Origin of the sequence: Streptomyces sp. NPDC091280 (assembly GCF_044768565.1) — a bacterium.
Lineage (GTDB): Bacteria > Actinomycetota > Actinomycetes > Streptomycetales > Streptomycetaceae > Streptomyces.
This window is the reverse complement of sequence record NZ_JBIVUZ010000012.1, coordinates 151,069-167,232: the sequence shown is the minus strand read 5'-3', so window position 1 is coordinate 167,232 and position 16,164 is coordinate 151,069. Positions and strand designations below refer to the sequence as shown.

The 16,164-nt window shown below is 70.8% G+C and carries 14 protein-coding genes; all 14 read left to right on the top strand.

The window, feature by feature from the left end; all coding sequences use genetic code 11:
* The 14 genes from ACIQPR_RS33505 to ACIQPR_RS33440 all read left to right on the top strand — a co-directional run bounded on the left by ACIQPR_RS33505 (nt 1) and on the right by ACIQPR_RS33440 (nt 16,110).
* Nucleotides 1-774 carry an amino acid ABC transporter ATP-binding protein gene (locus ACIQPR_RS33505; protein ID WP_403655905.1) on the top strand — a complete coding sequence of 258 codons (774 nt, stop codon included), beginning with the start codon at nt 1-3 and terminating at the stop codon, nt 772-774.
* A gap of 108 nt (nt 775-882) precedes the next feature.
* Nucleotides 883-1,752, top strand: coding sequence for a substrate-binding periplasmic protein (locus tag ACIQPR_RS33500; protein WP_403655903.1), 870 nt, complete (start codon nt 883-885; stop codon nt 1,750-1,752).
* Nucleotides 1,752-3,638: a CocE/NonD family hydrolase gene (locus ACIQPR_RS33495; RefSeq protein WP_403655901.1), complete on the top strand. Its 1,887-nt coding sequence runs from the start codon at nt 1,752-1,754 to the stop codon at nt 3,636-3,638. The genes ACIQPR_RS33500 and ACIQPR_RS33495 overlap by 1 nt, the downstream gene beginning before the upstream one ends.
* Nucleotides 3,631-5,004, top strand: a complete 1,374-nt coding sequence (locus tag ACIQPR_RS33490; protein WP_403655899.1) for a CapA family protein — start codon at nt 3,631-3,633, stop codon at nt 5,002-5,004. Before ACIQPR_RS33495 ends, ACIQPR_RS33490 begins: the two co-directional genes overlap by 8 nt.
* 10 nt (nt 5,005-5,014) lie before the next feature.
* Entirely contained in the window at nt 5,015-6,049 is a 1,035-nt protein-coding gene (locus ACIQPR_RS33485; protein WP_403655897.1) for a LacI family DNA-binding transcriptional regulator, read from the top strand.
* 183 nt (nt 6,050-6,232) lie between these two features.
* Complete coding sequence (locus tag ACIQPR_RS33480) at nt 6,233-7,144, top strand: carbohydrate ABC transporter permease (protein WP_403655895.1); 912 nt, start codon at nt 6,233-6,235, stop codon at nt 7,142-7,144.
* The gene (locus ACIQPR_RS33475; protein ID WP_403655893.1) at nt 7,141-7,980 is read left to right on the top strand and encodes a carbohydrate ABC transporter permease; all 840 of its coding nucleotides are present in this window, start codon (nt 7,141-7,143) and stop codon (nt 7,978-7,980) included. The genes ACIQPR_RS33480 and ACIQPR_RS33475 overlap by 4 nt, the downstream gene beginning before the upstream one ends.
* An 82-nt stretch (nt 7,981-8,062) precedes the next feature.
* Entirely contained in the window at nt 8,063-9,457 is a 1,395-nt protein-coding gene (locus ACIQPR_RS33470) for an ABC transporter substrate-binding protein (protein WP_403655891.1), read from the top strand.
* A complete protein-coding gene (locus ACIQPR_RS33465) occupies nt 9,454-10,125 on the top strand; it encodes a hypothetical protein (RefSeq protein WP_403655889.1) in 672 nt (223 codons plus the stop codon). The genes ACIQPR_RS33470 and ACIQPR_RS33465 overlap by 4 nt, the downstream gene beginning before the upstream one ends.
* Before the next feature lie 45 nt (nt 10,126-10,170).
* Nucleotides 10,171-10,902, top strand: a complete 732-nt coding sequence (locus ACIQPR_RS33460) for an MgtC/SapB family protein (protein WP_403655887.1) — start codon at nt 10,171-10,173, stop codon at nt 10,900-10,902.
* A 92-nt stretch (nt 10,903-10,994) separates the two neighbouring features.
* A complete protein-coding gene (locus tag ACIQPR_RS33455) occupies nt 10,995-11,321 on the top strand; it encodes a hypothetical protein (protein ID WP_403655885.1) in 327 nt (108 codons plus the stop codon).
* Between the two features lie 121 nt (nt 11,322-11,442).
* Nucleotides 11,443-13,101: a 2,3-epoxybenzoyl-CoA dihydrolase gene (boxC, locus tag ACIQPR_RS33450; protein WP_403655883.1), complete on the top strand. Its 1,659-nt coding sequence runs from the start codon at nt 11,443-11,445 to the stop codon at nt 13,099-13,101.
* A 5-nt stretch (nt 13,102-13,106) separates the two neighbouring features.
* Complete coding sequence (gene boxB, locus ACIQPR_RS33445; RefSeq protein WP_403655881.1) at nt 13,107-14,528, top strand: benzoyl-CoA 2,3-epoxidase subunit BoxB; 1,422 nt, start codon at nt 13,107-13,109, stop codon at nt 14,526-14,528.
* Between the two features lie 10 nt (nt 14,529-14,538).
* A complete protein-coding gene (locus tag ACIQPR_RS33440; protein WP_403655879.1) occupies nt 14,539-16,110 on the top strand; it encodes a benzoate-CoA ligase family protein in 1,572 nt (523 codons plus the stop codon).
* Nucleotides 16,111-16,164 lie beyond the last annotated feature (54 nt).

Genomic DNA, 16,164 nt, shown 5'->3' with positions numbered 1-16,164 from the left:
ATGTCCGACACCCTCTCCGAGCAGAACTCCCGCACCCGGGCGACCGGGACGGCGGTGGGCGTGCGCGCCCTGCACAAGAGCTACGGCGACGTGGAGGTGCTCCGCGGTGTGGACCTCGATGTCGCCGTGGGTGAGACCGTGTGCGTCATCGGCAGATCCGGGTCCGGGAAGTCGACCCTGCTGAAGTGTGTGAACCTGCTGGAACCGCCGACGGCGGGCGAGATCCGCCTGGGCGGTGATCTGATCACCGGGCCCGGTGTGGACGTCGACGCGGTCCGCACCCGGGTGGGCATGGTCTTCCAGCACTTCAACCTGTTCCCGCACCTGAGCGTGCTGGACAACGTGACCGTGGCCCCGCGCAAGGTCCTGAAGCTGGACCGTGCCGCCGCCGAGGAAAAGGGCATGTCCCAGCTGGAGCGGCTGGGTCTCGCGGGCCTCGCCCACTCCCGGCCGAGCCAGTTGTCCGGCGGCCAGCAGCAGCGCGTGGCGATCGCCAGGGCGCTGGCGATGGAACCCGAGGTGATGCTCTTCGACGAGGCCACCTCCGCGCTGGACCCCGAACTGGTCAAGGACGTCCTCGACGTCATGCGGCTGCTCGCCGGGTCCGGCATGACGATGATCGCCGTCACTCACGAGATCGGCTTCGCCCGCGAGGTCGCGGACCGGGTGGTCTTCATGGACGACGGCCGCGTCGCCGAGTCGGGCCCGGCCCGGCAGACGCTGGAGCACCCGGAGACGGGCCGACTGCGGGAGTTCCTCGCGCGCGTTCTCTGACGCCGACCCCTTCGACTCCTCGGATATCGGGCCTCCCACCCGCACATCCCTTTCCCGTTCCATTTCCCTCTTTCTTCCCTTCTCCCTTTCTCCTGCTAGGAGTTCGCCATGCCCGCCACACCCCTTTCCTCCCGCTATCTCCTGAGATCCCGCCGCTCACTGCTGGTCACTTCCGTCGCCCTCACCGGTCTCGTCCTGACCGGCTGCGGCAGCGGGGAGAGCGGCAAGGCCAACCCGTACGGCCTCATCTCGCCCGGCACCATCCGCTCCGCCACCCAGACCGGCCAGCCGCCGTTCGCGTACGCCGAGGACTCCGGCGAGCCCACCGGCTTCATCGTGGACGTGACGGACGAGGTCGCGAAGCGGCTGGACCTCAAGGTCGACTACAAGTCCACGTCGGTCACCGGTTCCCTGTCCGGTCTGACGGCCGGCCAGTACGACCTGGCCTCCTCCGGTCTCGGTGTCACCGAGGAGCGGGCGAAGAGCGTCGACTTCACCAAACCGCTGTTCTGGAGCACGGTCGTCGTCCTGACCACCGACAAGAGCAAGATCTCGACCTTCGACGGCTTCAACGGAAAGCGCGTCGGCGTGGTGACCGGCTCCTCCCAGGAGGCCCAGCTGCCCACCCGGATCCCGAAGGCCTCGCCGGTCCGTTTCCAGACCCAGAACGCCGCGGTGAGCCAGTTGCTCAACGGCAGTATCGACGCGTTCCTGGTGGGTGGACCGGACGCGACGGAGTTCGTGAAGCAGTACAAGGGACTGCGCGAGGCGGTGTCCGCCCCGATCGACCACCCGACCTCGATGGCCGTGCCCAAGAACCACACCGCCTTCCTCAAGGCCGTGGACAAGGAGATCGGCGCCATGGTCGCGGACGGCACCTACGCCAAGCTGTACCGCAAGTACTTCGACACCCAGCCGGAGCCCGAACTCCTCGCCGCTTGGCCCGCGTTGAAGTCCCAGTTCCCCGGGGCCAAGTGATGCCGCCCACCGAGGAGGCCTGGCAGCGGGTGTCGCTTCCCGGCGGCCGGTCCTGCTGGCGGCAGGTGCTGCGGGTGCCGGCCAGGGACGGTGTCCTGCTGATCGCCGACGTCTACGCGGACCGCCCCGATCCCGGACCGGGCCCGGTGGTCCTGGAGCGCACCCCGTACGGCCGCCGCGAGGCGCGCGGCTCCGACGGCGCGCTCGGCGGGGAGAACCCGCCCGCCCCCGAGACCGCGGCCGAGGTCTTCACCCGGGGCGGCTACCGGGTCGTACGGCAGGACTGCCGGGGCCGCGGCGACTCCGAGGGCACCTTCGTGAAGTACCTCAACGAGGCGACCGACGGGTACGACACCGTCGAGTGGCTCGCCGAACAGCCGTGGTGCGACGGCCGGGTGGCGACCATGGGCGTCTCCTACTCGGCGCACGCCCAGGCCGCCCTCGCCTCCCTCGGCGCCCCGCACCTGGCGGCGATGTTCCTCGACTCCGGCGGATTCGCCAGCGCGTACGAGGCGGGGACCCGGATGGGCGGGGCCTTCGAACTCAAGCAGGCGACCTGGGCGTTCCACCGGGCGAAGGTGAGCGAGACCGTACGGGCCGACCCGGCCCTGCGGGCCACCCTCGACTCGGAGGATCTGGCGGCCTGGTTCACGCGCATGCCGTGGCGGCGCGGGGCGAGCCCGCTGCGGTTCGTGCCGGAGTACGAGGACTACCTGCTGGAGCAGTGGGAGAACGGCTCCTTCGGCCCGTACTGGCAGCAGCCGGGCATCTACGCCCGCGGCTACTACGACGCGTTCCCGGACGTGCCCAGCCTGCACATGTCGAGCTGGTACGACCCCTACGTCCGTACGGCCACGGAGAACTTCCGTGAGCTGGGCCGCAAGAAGGACAGCCCCGCCTATCTGGTCCTCGGTCCGTGGACGCACGGCAGGCGCAGCGACTCCTTCGCCGGGGACGTCGACTTCGGGCCCGCCGCCCGGCTGGACGGCAGCCTGGCCGAGAACTACGCGGCGATGCGGCTGAGTTGGCTCGACGCCCACCTCGCCCCGCAGGGCATGGCCGAACCGCCGCCTGCCGTACGGTACTTCCTCATGGGCGGCGGCTCCGGACGGCGTACCGCCGAGGGCCGGCTCGACCACGGTGGCCGCTGGTACACCGCAGGGTCCTGGCCTCCGGAGGACACCGGCATCCGCACCCTGGCGCTGGGCGCGGCGGGCACCCTGTCCGAGCGGGCGCCGCAGGACCCCGTGCCGTTCCTGGAGTACGACTTCGATCCCCGCGACCCGGTGCCGACCCTCGGCGGTCAAGTCACCTCCGGTGAACCGGTGATGAGCGGGGGTGCCTTCCACCAGCACCCGGACGCGCGGTTCTTCGGCGCGAGCGAACCCCATCTGCCGCTCGACAGCAGGCCCGACGTCCTCGTCTTCCAGACACCGCCGCTCACCGAGGACCTGGCGGTCGCCGGGCCGATCAGCGTGCGTCTGACGGTGTCGTCGAGCGCCCCGGACACCGACTTCACGATCAAGCTCGTCGACGTGCACCCGCCGAGCGAGGACTATCCGCAGGGGTTCGCGATGAACCTCACCGACGGCATCCTGCGCTGCCGCTACCGGAACTCCTTCAGCGATCCCGAGCCGATGGTGCCGGGAGAGCCGTACGAGATCACGGTGGAGGCTCCGGACATCGCGAACCTGTTCCTCGCCGGGCACCGGGTCCGGCTCGATGTCAGCTCCAGCAATTTCCCCCGCTTCGACGTCAATTCCAACACCGGAGGCAACGAGGTCGGCGAGCGGCGCAAGGTCGTCGCCACCAACCGGGTCCATGTGGACGGCAGTTCGTGGCTGACGCTGCCGGTCCTCGGCCGGAAAGGCACCCCGTATGCATGACGGAACGCTCTCCCCCACCTGGCGGGACGCGGGTGTCCGTGACGGCTTCACGCTGGCCGCGGTCGGCGACCTGGTCCTCGACGACGCGCTCGCCCCGCTCCTTGAGGCCCGCTCGCCCCGCATGCTGGAACTGCTGCGCGCCGCCGACGTGGCCTTCGGCAACTTCGAGAGCACGGCCGTCGACCCGGCGTCCTTCGGCGGCTGGCCGGAGGCCGAGTCCGGCGGCTCGTGGCTGATCAGCACCCCGCGGGTCCCCGCCGACCTGCGCCGGATCGGCTTCGACATGGTGGCGCGGGCCAACAACCACACCACCGACTGGGGCGTGGCCGGCATGCGAGCCACCGACCGGCTGCTCACCGAGGCGGGCATCGTGCACGCGGGCACCGGCGACACCCTCGCCGACGCCCGCGCCCCCCGTTTCCTCACCACCCCGGCCGGCCGGGTCTCGCTGGTCTCCGTGGCCTCCCGCTTCGAGGCCATGTCCCGCGCGGCCGACCCCCTGGGCCGGGTTCCGGGCCGCCCCGGCGTCAACGCCCTGCGCGCCACCCGCCACGTCGCCGTCCCGGCCGTCCGGCTGCGTGAACTCGCCCTGATCCGGGACGCGTTGCCGCCCGGCTCGGTCCGCGCCTCCGTCCTGGAGGCGGACCGTCGCGACGACACCGTCACGCTCTTCGGCACCCGCTACACCGCCAAGTCCGGCCCCGGCCCGCACACCGACGACGTCGAGTTCCGCTTCACCGTCCACGCGTCGGACCGCGCCGAGGTGCTGCGTTCGGTCCGGCAGGCCAAGCAGACCTCCGACTTCACGATCGCGACCATGCACACCCACGAACCGGGCAACTACAGCCAGGAACCGCCCGACTTCCTCCCCGTCCTCGCCCGCGAGGCCATCGACCACGGCGCCGACGCCTTCATCGGCCACGGCCCGCACCAGCTCCGCGGCATCGAGATCCACCGGGGCCGCCCGATCTTCTACTCCCTCGGCAACTTCTTCTTCATGGAGAACACCCAGCAGCCGCTCACCCCGGGCGCCTACGACAAGGACCCCGCCCGGCCCGACGAGACGGAGGCCGAGTTCCTCGAACGCAAACGCGTCCACGGCGTCTTCGGCGAGCGGATCTGGTACGAGTCCGTCATCGCGCTCAGCCGCCACGACAGCCGCGGCGCCCTGCGCGCCGTAGAACTGCACCCCGTCGAACTCCACTGGGACGGCCCGCGCGACGCCGACCGGGGCATCCCGCGCCTCGCCGACCCGCCGGCCGCCGACCGTATCCTCCAGCGGCTGGGACGGCTCTCCGCGCCCTTCGGCACGGAGATCGACATCGAGGAGGGGATCGGTCTCCTCAGGCTCCCGGCCCCGGTGTGATACTTGCGCGGTGACCGGGAACAGGCAGGCCAAAGCACCGACGATCATCGACATCGCCCGCGAGGCAGGGGTGTCGAAGTCGGTCGTCTCCAGGGCACTGCTGGACCAGGGCGGGGTCAACGAGGACACCAGGCGCCGCGTCGCGGAGGTCGCCGAACGCCTCGGATACGTCAAGAACGCCATGGCCCAGGGCCTGGTCGCCCAGCGCACCCACACCATCGGGGTACTGGTGCGCAACGTCACCAACCCGTTCTACGGCCACCTCCAGGCCGCGCTGGAGGAACGGGCCGCCGAGCGGGGCTACCGGGTCGTCGCGACGACGGGCACCGGAGCCTTCGAACTCACCCAGGAACGGCTGGCGTTGCGCACACTGCTGTCGCTGCGCGTCGAGGGGCTGGTGGTGTGCAGCGGTCTGCTGGCCGCGGCCGACATCACCCCGTTCGTCCAGCAGGTGCCCACCGTGGTCGCCGGACGGCCGGAACTGGACCCGGAACTCGGCAGCGTCTACTGCGACGAGCAGGACGGCGCGGCCCAGCTGGCGGCCCATCTGACCGGCCTCGGCCACCGGCGGGTGGCGGTTCTCCTGGTCCCGCTGCGGCTGTCGATCACGCAGTACGAGCGGGGCACCGCGATGATCCAGGAGTTGCGCGCGGCGGGCGCGGAGCCGGTCGTGGTGGAACTGGACGAGCACGCGGACAGCGTGCCGCGCGCGGTCCACACACTGCTGGCGCGGGACGCGGCCGAGTCGGTGACCGCGGTCATGTGCCCGTCCGACCACGCGCTGCTCAAGGCGATGGAGACCTTGCAGCAGCAGGGGCTCAGTGTGCCCGGTGATGTGTCGCTGACCGGGTTCGACGGGGTCGCGCCGCTGGCGACGCCGGTGCTCGGGCTGACGACGCTGCGCCAGCCGGTGCCGGAGATCGGCCGCCGGGCCGTCGACCTGGTCCTGGACCGGGAGCGGCCCGTCGACGGGGACGCCCCGCACCTCCGCCTGCGCGGCACACTGATCGCCGGCCGCACCACCGCGCCGCCGCTCCACGGCTGACCCTGAACCGCCGCCCGGAATCACCGGCGCCGAACCACTGATCGTCCCCGGACAACCGCCCTCCTCGGAGTGGCGGTTATTCGTCGTCGCGCCGCCCGCGTGCCTGCCGGTTTAGCGACGTTCAGGAGATATTCCCGTGTCACCTCTTGCCCGTTCATTTCAGCCGTGCCTATTCTCCGCCCCATGTTCGGGAACGTTCCCTATCTTCGTGAGCAGCGCAAACGACGAGCCTTCGGGCTGGGTCCCTGGCTGCTGGCACCAGCCGCCGTGCTGCTGCTCGTCTTCCTCTACCGGCCACTTCTGGCCACCGTCGGGCTCAGCTTCCGGGGCACCGACCTCCTCGGTAACCCCACCGCCTTCGTGGGATGGGACAACTACCGGGAGCTGATCACCGATCCGGCCAGCCGCCGGGTCCTGGTGACCACGCTGCTGCTCACCGTCGGCAGTACCGTCCTCGCCCTGGCCGGTGCGCTGGCCGCCGCGCTGCCGCTGCGCCGCAGGATTCCCGGCGACGGGGTGTTCCGGACGGTCCTGTCGGTGCCGTTCGCCTATTCGGCGGCGACCGCCGCCACCTGCTTCGCCGGTCTCTTCGCACCCTCCGTCGGCACCCTGAACCAGGTGCTGGGCTGGTTCGGGGTGTCCGGGCCGGGCTGGCTCCAGTCACCGGCCCTGGCGCTGGTGTGCGTCGCGGTCACCACCGCCTGGTACGAGTTCGGCTTCGCCTTCCTCGTCCTGCTCGCCGCCCTGAAGGGCCTGCCCCAGGAAGTCCTGGAAGCCGCCGAACTCGACGGCGCCGGCGGCCTCCGGCTGGTCCGCGCGGTGATCGTGCCGCTGGTCTCGCCGAGCCTGTTCTTCCTGGCCGTGACGCAGACCGTGAGCGGCCTCCAGATCTTCACCCAGGTCCAGGTCCTCACCCGCGGCGGCCCGTCCGGTTCGACGACGACCCTCGTCTACGAGCTGTACCGGCGCGCCTTCGGGGCCGGACTGCCCGACTACGGCCGGTCGTCCGCCGTCGCCGTCGTGCTCGTCGTCCTGGTGGCGCTGGTCACCGCCGTCCAGTTCGCCTCCTGGAACCGCAAGGTGACCACCTCATGACGACCGCCCTCCCTCGCCCCGCAGCCGTCCGCGACGCACGCACCACGGTCCGCTGGCTCTGGCTGCTGGCTCTCGCCCTGGTCGTCGGCTTCCCCGCCTACGTCAGCGTGATCAGCGCCTTCCTGCCCGCGCAGGACGTCGCACGCGGCGTACTGCTGCCCCACCGGCTCACCCTGGACAACTTCCGCACCGCGCTGCACAGCGTGCCGCTCGGCCGGCAGTACGCCGTCAGCTCGGCGGTCGTCCTCCTTCAGACCTCGGCACAGCTGCTCACCTCCGCGTTCGCCGCCTACGCCCTGGTCTTCCCCCGCTGGCGAGGCCGCGCCCTGGCGTTCGCGCTGATCGTCGGGACCCTCGCGATCCCCAGCGAGAGTCTGGTCATCCCCAACTACACGCTCACCAGCGACCTGGGACTGCGCGACACCCTGCCCGGCATCGTGCTGCCCTTCCTGGCCGCCGGATACCCGGTCTTCCTGCTGCGCCAGGCCTTCGTGTCCCTGCCGCGCGAGGTGTGGGAGGCCGCCCGGCTGGACGGCTGCGGCGACCTGCGCTGTCTGTTCCTCGTGATCCTGCCCATGGCCCGCCCGCAGGTGACGGCCGCGGCCCTGTGGAGCGCGCTCAGCGCCTGGAACGGCTACCTCTGGCCCCTCCTGATCACCGACTCGCCCGACCGCCGCACCGTCCAGGTCGGGATCGCCCAGCTCACCAGCGCCGAGTCCACCAGCCCCGCGGTCCTCTACGCCGGTCTCGTGCTCGTCCTGCTCCCCACCCTGATCCTCGTCACCGCCGGCCAGCGCTTCCTGGTCCGCAGCCTCGCGGCGGGCAGCCACCGCTGACCACTGCTACCGCGCTCACCTTCGCCTTCGCCTTCTCCTTCTTTCCCTCTCCTTCTCCCTTGCCTCTTCCCGGAGCACAGCCATGAAGAAAACGACGTCCGCGACCCTGACCGCGGCCTGCGCGGCCCTGGCCCTCACCGTCCTCACCGGCTGCGGCTCGTCCGCCACCGGCTCCACCTCGGCCGCCGCCACCGCCCCCGGTCCCAAAGCCCTCGCCGACCACAAGGGCGAGGTGACCGTCACCCTCTGGCACGGCCTGGACACCAACTCGGCGGCGGCGCTGGACGACCTGCTCGCCCGGTTCAACGCGGCGCACAAGGGCAGGATCAAGGCCACCGCCGTCTACCAGGGCAGCTACGCGGACGCGCTGGCCAAGTACACCGCCGCCGTACGGGACAAGAGCACGCCCAGCGTGCTGCTCTCCTACGACGTCAGCACCGGCTACCTCGCGGACGCCGGGCAGACCGTCAGCGCGACCGCCCTGAACAAGGCCAACCCCGGCACCGTGGACACGAGTTCGCTCCGCCCGGCCGCCGCCGGCTACTACAGCGCCGACGGCAAGCTGCTCGCCGTCCCCTTCAACACGTCCACCCCGCTCCTCTACGTCAACACAGCGCTGCTGCGCAAGGCGGGACTGCCCGCCGACACCCCGTTGAACACCCTGGCCGAGGTCGCCGCAGCCGCCCGCACCGTGCACGCGAAACTGCCCGGAGTGAAGGGTCTCGACCAGCCCTTCGACGGCTGGTGGACCGAGCAACTGACCGCCGCCGCGGGGCAGACCTACTGCACTCCCGGCAACGGGCGCGGCGGCAAGGGCACCACCGCCCTCACCCTCACCGCCCCCGCCCAGAAGGCGGCCATCAAGACGGTCGCCGACCTCTACACCAGCGGTGCCGCGCTCGACACCGGGACCGCGGGCGCCGACGCGGTCAAGGCGTTCCAGGCCGGCAAGGTCGCCATGATCTTCGGCAGCAGCGGAGCGGCCGACACCGTCACCTCGGGCGCCGACTTCACGGTCACCGCCCATCCCTACCCGCTGTCCGCGCCGAAGGCCTCGGCGGGCCCGGTCATCGGCGGCGCCGCCCTGTGGGTCAACGGGCCCGGCCACAGCAGCGCCGAACAGGTCGCCTCCTGGCAGCTGATCGGCTTCCTCACCTCCGCCTCGGCGCAGCGGGAGTTCGCCGAGAAGACCGGCTACCTGCCGATCAACCGCAAGGTGGACACCGACAGTTCCTGGAAGTCCTTCCTCACGAAGAACCCGATCGTGAAGACCGCCGTCACCCAGCTCGACGGCACCCCCGCCGTCCCGGCCACCGCCGGCTGCCTCACCGGGGCGCTGCCGCAGATCCGGACCGACGTGGTCAGCGCCCTCCAGAGCGCGTTCTCCGGCCGCACCCCGCTGGACACCGCGCTGAAGAACGCGCAGACCGCCGCCGACAACGACATCGCCCAGTACCGGAAGCAGGCCGGCCAGTGACCCACCACCCCCTCGCCGACGAGCACTCCGGCCACCGCGGCTACCGCTACGGCGTCTTCCTCCGCCCGGACGCGGCCACCAGTCTCGCCGTCACCACCATCACCACCGCCGTACGACAGCAGTACGGCTTCGTCTCGGCCGGTGCCTTCCCTCCCCACGCCACTCTCGCCGGACACATCGTCATCGGGGGCCGCGACACCGCGGGCGCGGACCGAGCCGTCGTCGACCATGTCTCGGCCGCCCTGGGCAACGCGGGGACGACCGCGTTCGACGTCCACAACCCCGCCACTCTGATCCGTGTCGGTCTCACGATCGCCTACGGCCTGCGCACGGACCCGGCCAAGGCGTGCCACCAGCGGCTGACCGACCTCGCGGCCACCGTCTGCACCGCCCTCGCCCCGCTCCAGAACCCCGACGACCCCTACCCCCACCGCTTCGCACCGGACACCTACCGCCCGCACCTCTCCCTGGCCTCGCACGACCTGTACCCACGGCCCGAACTGACCGACGAGGTCGCGGAGTTCATCGACGCGCTCCCCGTCGCCCCGAGCCCCGTCTTCACCGCACGCACCGTCAGCGCGTACCGCTTCCACAGTCCCGACTGGGCACCCGGCTGGTGGCACACGATGACCTGGGAACACCTCCATTCCTGGACGCTGCCGACCTAGCCCACCCCCGTCCCTGTCCCCGGCCACCGATCAGAAGGGCACCCCGTGCAGCACCTCACCACCTTGGAATTCCTGCTCCGGCTGGCGACAGGGGTGGGGTGCGGTGCGCTCATCGGCGTCGAACGGCAGTGGCGGGCCCGCACAGCGGGGTTGCGCACCAACGCCCTCGTCGCCACCGGCGCCACGCTGTTCGTGCTCTACAGCGTGGCCGTCGGCGACGCCAACAGCCCCACCAGAGTGGCGTCCTACGTCGTGTCCGGCATCGGCTTCCTCGGCGGCGGGGTGATCCTCCGTGACGGAGCGGGCGTACGCGGACTGAACACGGCCGCCACCCTGTGGTGCTCGGCCGCCCTCGGTCTGCTGGCCGCGGGCGGTCAGCTCCTGTTCGCCGTGCTCGGTACCGCGGCCATCCTCACCGTGAACCTCGCGCTGCGCCCGGTCGCCCGCCTCCTGAACCGGGCCCCGGCCGCCGGCAGCGACCCCGACGCGGCGCTGCGCGCCACCGTCCACGTCGCCTACGAGCACCGCGCGGAGACCCATATGCGCGCGCTCCTCCTCCAGTCCCTGGCCACCAACGGCCTCACCCCCACCGGGCTGCGCGCCCGCCGCGACCACGGCGAATACGCCAGCCTGCGCGCCACGGTGACCTTCACCGGCGACGTCGCCCAGAGCCTGGAACCCGTCATCGCCCGCCTGTCACTGGAGTCTGGGGTACGCAACCTGCACTGGCACCTGGAAGGCGAGGAGTCGCCCGACAACACCGACGTCATGGCTTGAACCGGGCGGCCGACCGCAGCGGCTCCCGGCACGGTACGGTGCCCGTCCCAGTGCTCGCCGGGATGGCGATGTCGTAGGCGGAGAGGTACGCAGTGGCCGAGACCGAACTAAGGGTTCCCGCTTCCCTGGTGGCCCTGTGGCGCGTGCGAGACGGTCTGCTCACCGACTCCGGTGTCTGCGTGTACTCGGCGGCTTGCGTCGGCGAACGCAACGCCACCTACGAAGTCGCGCGGTACGCGCCCGGTTTCCTCCTCATCGGCGACGACAGCGGTGGCCGCGGGTTCCTGGTGCCCGCCGACGGTACGGACTCCGCCGTACTGGCTTCCGGTCTGGGCGATCTGAGGCCCGCACACTTCGAGGTCGTGTCCGCCGACCTCACCTCATGGATCGAGTCACTCTCACCCGACACCTCGCGCTGACAAGAGCGTGCAGGGGCGCCGCACACCCGCGATTGATATTCTACACAACCTTGACGCACACCGGAATCGATGTAGAAGATTCATCAATCGATATCCGTGCAAGCGCGAGGAGGCGCTCGTCATGGTGATGGTGTCCTTCGACCGGAGTCCGGACCGGTACCGGCACTGGAAGCTCCGGACGGACGGTCCGGTCGCCTGGCTGGAGATGGATGTCGACGAGCGGGGCGGACTGGTCCCCGGTTACGAGCTGAAGCTCAACTCCTACGACCTGGGCGTGGACATCGAGCTCTACGACGCCCTTCAGCGCCTGCGGTTCGAGCATCCCGAGGTCCGGTCGGTGATCGTGACCAGCGCCAAGGAGAAGGTCTTCTGCGCCGGGGCCAACATCCGGATGCTGGCCGCCTCCTCGCACGACTGGAAGGTGAACTTCTGCAAGTTCACCAACGAGACCCGCAACAGCATGGAGGACGCGTCCGAGCACTCCGGTCTGACCTTCATCGCCGCCGTCAACGGCTCCTGCGCGGGCGGTGGTTACGAACTGGCGCTGGCCTGCGACCGGATCCTCCTGATCGACGACAACTCCTCGACGGTGGCGCTGCCCGAGGTGCCGCTACTCGGTGTGCTGCCGGGCACCGGCGGGCTGACCCGGGTCACCGACAAGCGAGGCGTGCGCAAGGACCTGGCCGACCTGTTCGCCACCCGCAGCGACGGCGTCAAGGGCAAGACGGCGGTGGACTGGCGGCTGGTCGACGAGGTCGTCCCGCGCCGGGACTTCCGTACGACCGTGGAGCGGCGCGCGCTGGAGGCCGCCCGCGACCACCCGCGCCCCGTGAGCGTCCAGGGGATCGAACTGCCCCCACTGGAGCGCGAGTCCGCCGATGACGGCCTCGTCTACCGCCATGTCCGAGCCGCATACGACCGTCCGCTGGGGCTGGTCCGCGTCACCGTACGAGGACCCGACGGGGACGCGCCCGGCTCCTTCCACGAACAGGGCGCCGACGGCTGGCTGTTGGCCCTCACCCGTGAACTCGACGACCTGATCCTGCGCCTGCGGACGAATGAGAACGAGTTGGGTACCTGGACCGTACGGACCGAGGGCGACCCGGAACTCGTACTGGCCCACGAGCGGGCCCTGCTCGGTGCCGTCGCCGAGGGCGACTGGCTCGCGGGCGAGATCCTGCACTACTACAAGCGCACCCTGAAGCGGCTCGACGTCACCAGCCGCAGCCTCGTCGCGCTGATCGAGCCGGGCAGTTGCTTCGCCGGGCCGCTGCTGGAACTCGCCCTGGCCTGCGACCTCCAGTACATGCTGGACGGCCCGCCGATCGAGAACCCGGACAGCGACGAGCGTGCGCGTCTCACGCTCTCCGAGGGGAACTTCGGCTCCTTCCCCATGGGCAACGGCCTCACCCGCCTCCAGTCCCGCTTCTACCGGCGGGACGACCATCTCGACTGGCTGCGGCGCGAGTCCGGCCGTCCGCTCGGCGCGGCCCAGGCGCGCGAACTCGGCCTGGTCACCGACGCGCCCGACGACATCGACTGGGAGGACGAGGTCCGGATCGTCCTGGAGAACCGGGCCGCGCTCAGCCCGGACGCGCTCACCGGCATGGAGGCCAACCACCGCTTCGTCGGCCCGGAGACCCTCGAAACGAAGATCTTCGGACGGCTCACCGCCTGGCAGAACTGGATCTTCACCCGCCCGAACGCCTCCGGCCCCGAGGGCGCGCTGCGCCGTTACGGCACCGGGCGGAAGGCGGTCTACGACCGGAAGCGAGTGTGACCTCGATGCCCACGAACATCGACTACGACGCCCGGATCCCCAACAACGTCGCGCTGGCCGACGACCGCAGGCTCCAGCGCGCGCTGGAGGGCTGGCAGCCCAAGTTCCTCGACTGGTGGGGCGAGATGGGTCCGACGCTGGAGAACCACGGTGTCTACCTCCGCACGGCGGTGTCGGTCGGGCGGGACGGCTGGGCCCACTTCGACCATGTCGACGTGCCCGACTACCGCTGGGGCATCTTCCTCGCCGAGCCCACCCCCGACCGCCGGATCGCCTTCGGTGAGCACCAGGGCGAACCGGTCTGGCAGCAGATACCCGGCGAGTACCGCGCCGACCTGCAACGGCTGATCGTCGTCCAGGGCGACACCGAGCCCGCGTCGGTGGAACAGCAGCGGCTGCTCGGACTGACCGCGCCCAGCCTGTACGACCTGCGCAACCTCTTCCAGGTCAACGTCGAGGAGGGCCGCCATCTCTGGGCGATGGTCTATCTGCTGCACGCCTACTTCGGGCGCGAAGGCCGTGACGAGGCCGAGGCACTGCTCTTCCGCAACTCCGGCAGCCCCGACTCGCCGCGCATCCTGGGCGCGTTCAACGAGGAGACCGCCGACTGGCTCGCCTTCTACATGTTCACGTACTTCACCGACCGGGACGGCAAGTACCAGCTCGGCTCGCTCAAGGAGAGCGCGTTCGACCCGCTGTCGCGCACCTGCTCCTTCATGCTGAAGGAGGAGGCCCACCACATGATGGTCGGTACCACCGGTGTCGACCGGGTGGTGACCCGCAGCGCCGACCTCATCCGCGAGCACGACACCCTCGACATCGCCGCGTGCGGCGGCATACCGCTCGACATCATCCAGAAGTACATCAACTTCCACTACACGGTGTCGCTGGACCTTTTCGGCAGCGAGACCTCGACCAACGCGGCCAACTACTACACCGCCGGGCTCAAGGGTCGCTGGCAGGAGGAGCGCCGCAAGGACGACCACAGGCTCACCGACGACGGCTGTCTTCTGGACAAGCCCACCCGGGACGGCACCTGGGCCGTCGACGAGGTCCCCACCCTGCTCGCGCTCAACCTGGATCTGCGCGACGAGTACATCGCGGACTGCGAGACAGGCCTCAAGCGCTGGAACCGCATCCTCGCCGAGCACGGCATCGACTTCCGCCTGAGGCTGCCCCACCCCGGCTTCAACCGGAACGTCGGCCTCGCCGCCGGCCACCACGTCACTCCCGACGGCACGATCGTCGACGAGGCGACCTGGGAGGCAAGCCGCCCGCACTGGCTCCCGACCGCCGAAGACCTCGCGTTCGTACGGTCCTTGATGCAACCGGTGTACGACCGCGGCAGGATCGCCCATTGGGTCGCGCCGCCGGTCAACGGGATCAACGGCAAGCCGTTCGACTACGAGTACGTCCGCCTGGTGTGAGGTGAGCGGGATGCCTGAGGTGTTCAACGCGACGGACTACCTGGTCGACCGCCATCTGCGGGAGGGCGGCGGCGCCCGCACCGCGCTCGTCACTCCGACCCGTTCGCTGACGTACGAGGAACTGTCCCGCGAGGTCCGCAGGGTGGCCGCCGGGCTGCGCGCCCTCGGTGTCCGGCCAGAGGAACGCGTCCTGATGTGCATGGTGGACGACGTCGAACTGTTCACCGCCGTCCTCGCGGCCTTCCACATCGGCGCCGTCGCCGTGCCCGCCTCGACCATGCTCACCGGGGCGGAACTCGGCCAGCTGATCGCCGACTCGCGCTGCCGGGTCCTGCTGGGCTCCGCGGAGTTCGCCCCGGTCGTCCGCGCGGCACTCCGGCAGGCGCCGGAGGTCAGGCACACCGTCCTCACCGGGGACGACAGTTCGGGACTGCCGCCGCACGTGCGGGGTCACACCTGGCGGCAACTGTCGGCGGCGGACGCGGACGACGGACCGTACGCCACCTGGCCGGACTCCCCCGCCCTGTGGCTCTACACCTCGGGCACCACGGGCAAGCCCAAGGCCGCCATGCACCGGCACATCAACATCAAGTGCGTCGCCGAGAACTACGGGCAGCGAGTCCTGGGCATCGGCCCCGAGGACCGCTGTCTCTCGGTGGCCAAGCTCTTCTTCGCCTACGGCATCGGCAATTCGCTCTTCTTCCCCCTGGCCGCGGGCGCGACGGCACTGCTGGAACCGTCCAGGCCGTCTCCCGCGCTGTTCGCGAAACGGGCCGCCGGGGACCGGGCCACGATCCTGTTCGGCACCCCGAGCTTCTTCGGACCGCTGCTGGCGGGCGCCGACATCCCGGACGACGCGTTCGGGACGGTCCGGCTCGGTGTGTCGGCGGGCGAGGCACTGCCCGCGCGCATGTACGAGGGGATGCTTCGGCGGTACGGCGTCGAGGTGCTCGACGGCATCGGGTCCACCGAGATGCTGCACATCTTCGTGTCCAACCGCACCGGCCGGGTCCGTCCGGGCTCCTCCGGCACGCCTGTTCCGGGGTATGCCGTGGAACTGCGCGATGCCGAGGGTCAGTTGGTGGAGGGCGAGGGCACACCAGGTGAGCTGTACGTCCGGGGCGAGTCCGCCGCCACCGGCTACTGGTGCCGGGCCGCGACCAGCCGTCAGGTCTTCCTCGGCGACTGGGTACGTACCGGCGACACCTACGTCCGCAACGCCGACGGCACCTACACCTGCATGGGCCGCACCAACGACCTGCTGAAGGCGGGCGGGATCTGGGTGTCGCCCGCCGAGGTGGAGGAGCGGCTGCTCGCTCACCCGGACGTGGCGGAGGTCGCCGTGGTGGGTGTACCGGACGCGGACGGGCTGGACAAGCCGGTCGCGTGCGTCGTGCCGAGGCCGGGACGCGAGGTCGACGCGGACGCGCTGGTGGCCTGGTGCCGTGAGGGACTTGCCTCCTTCAAGCGTCCGCGCGGGGTGATCGGTCTGGCCGAGCTGCCCCGCACGCCGACAGGGAAGATCCGGCGGAACGTCCTGCGGGACATGGCGCGGGACGGATCTTGGGCGGAGGCACGGTGATCGGCGGTGAGCCCCGGCGCCTCCGGCACTTCACCGGCCGTCGCCGCTCGGAGC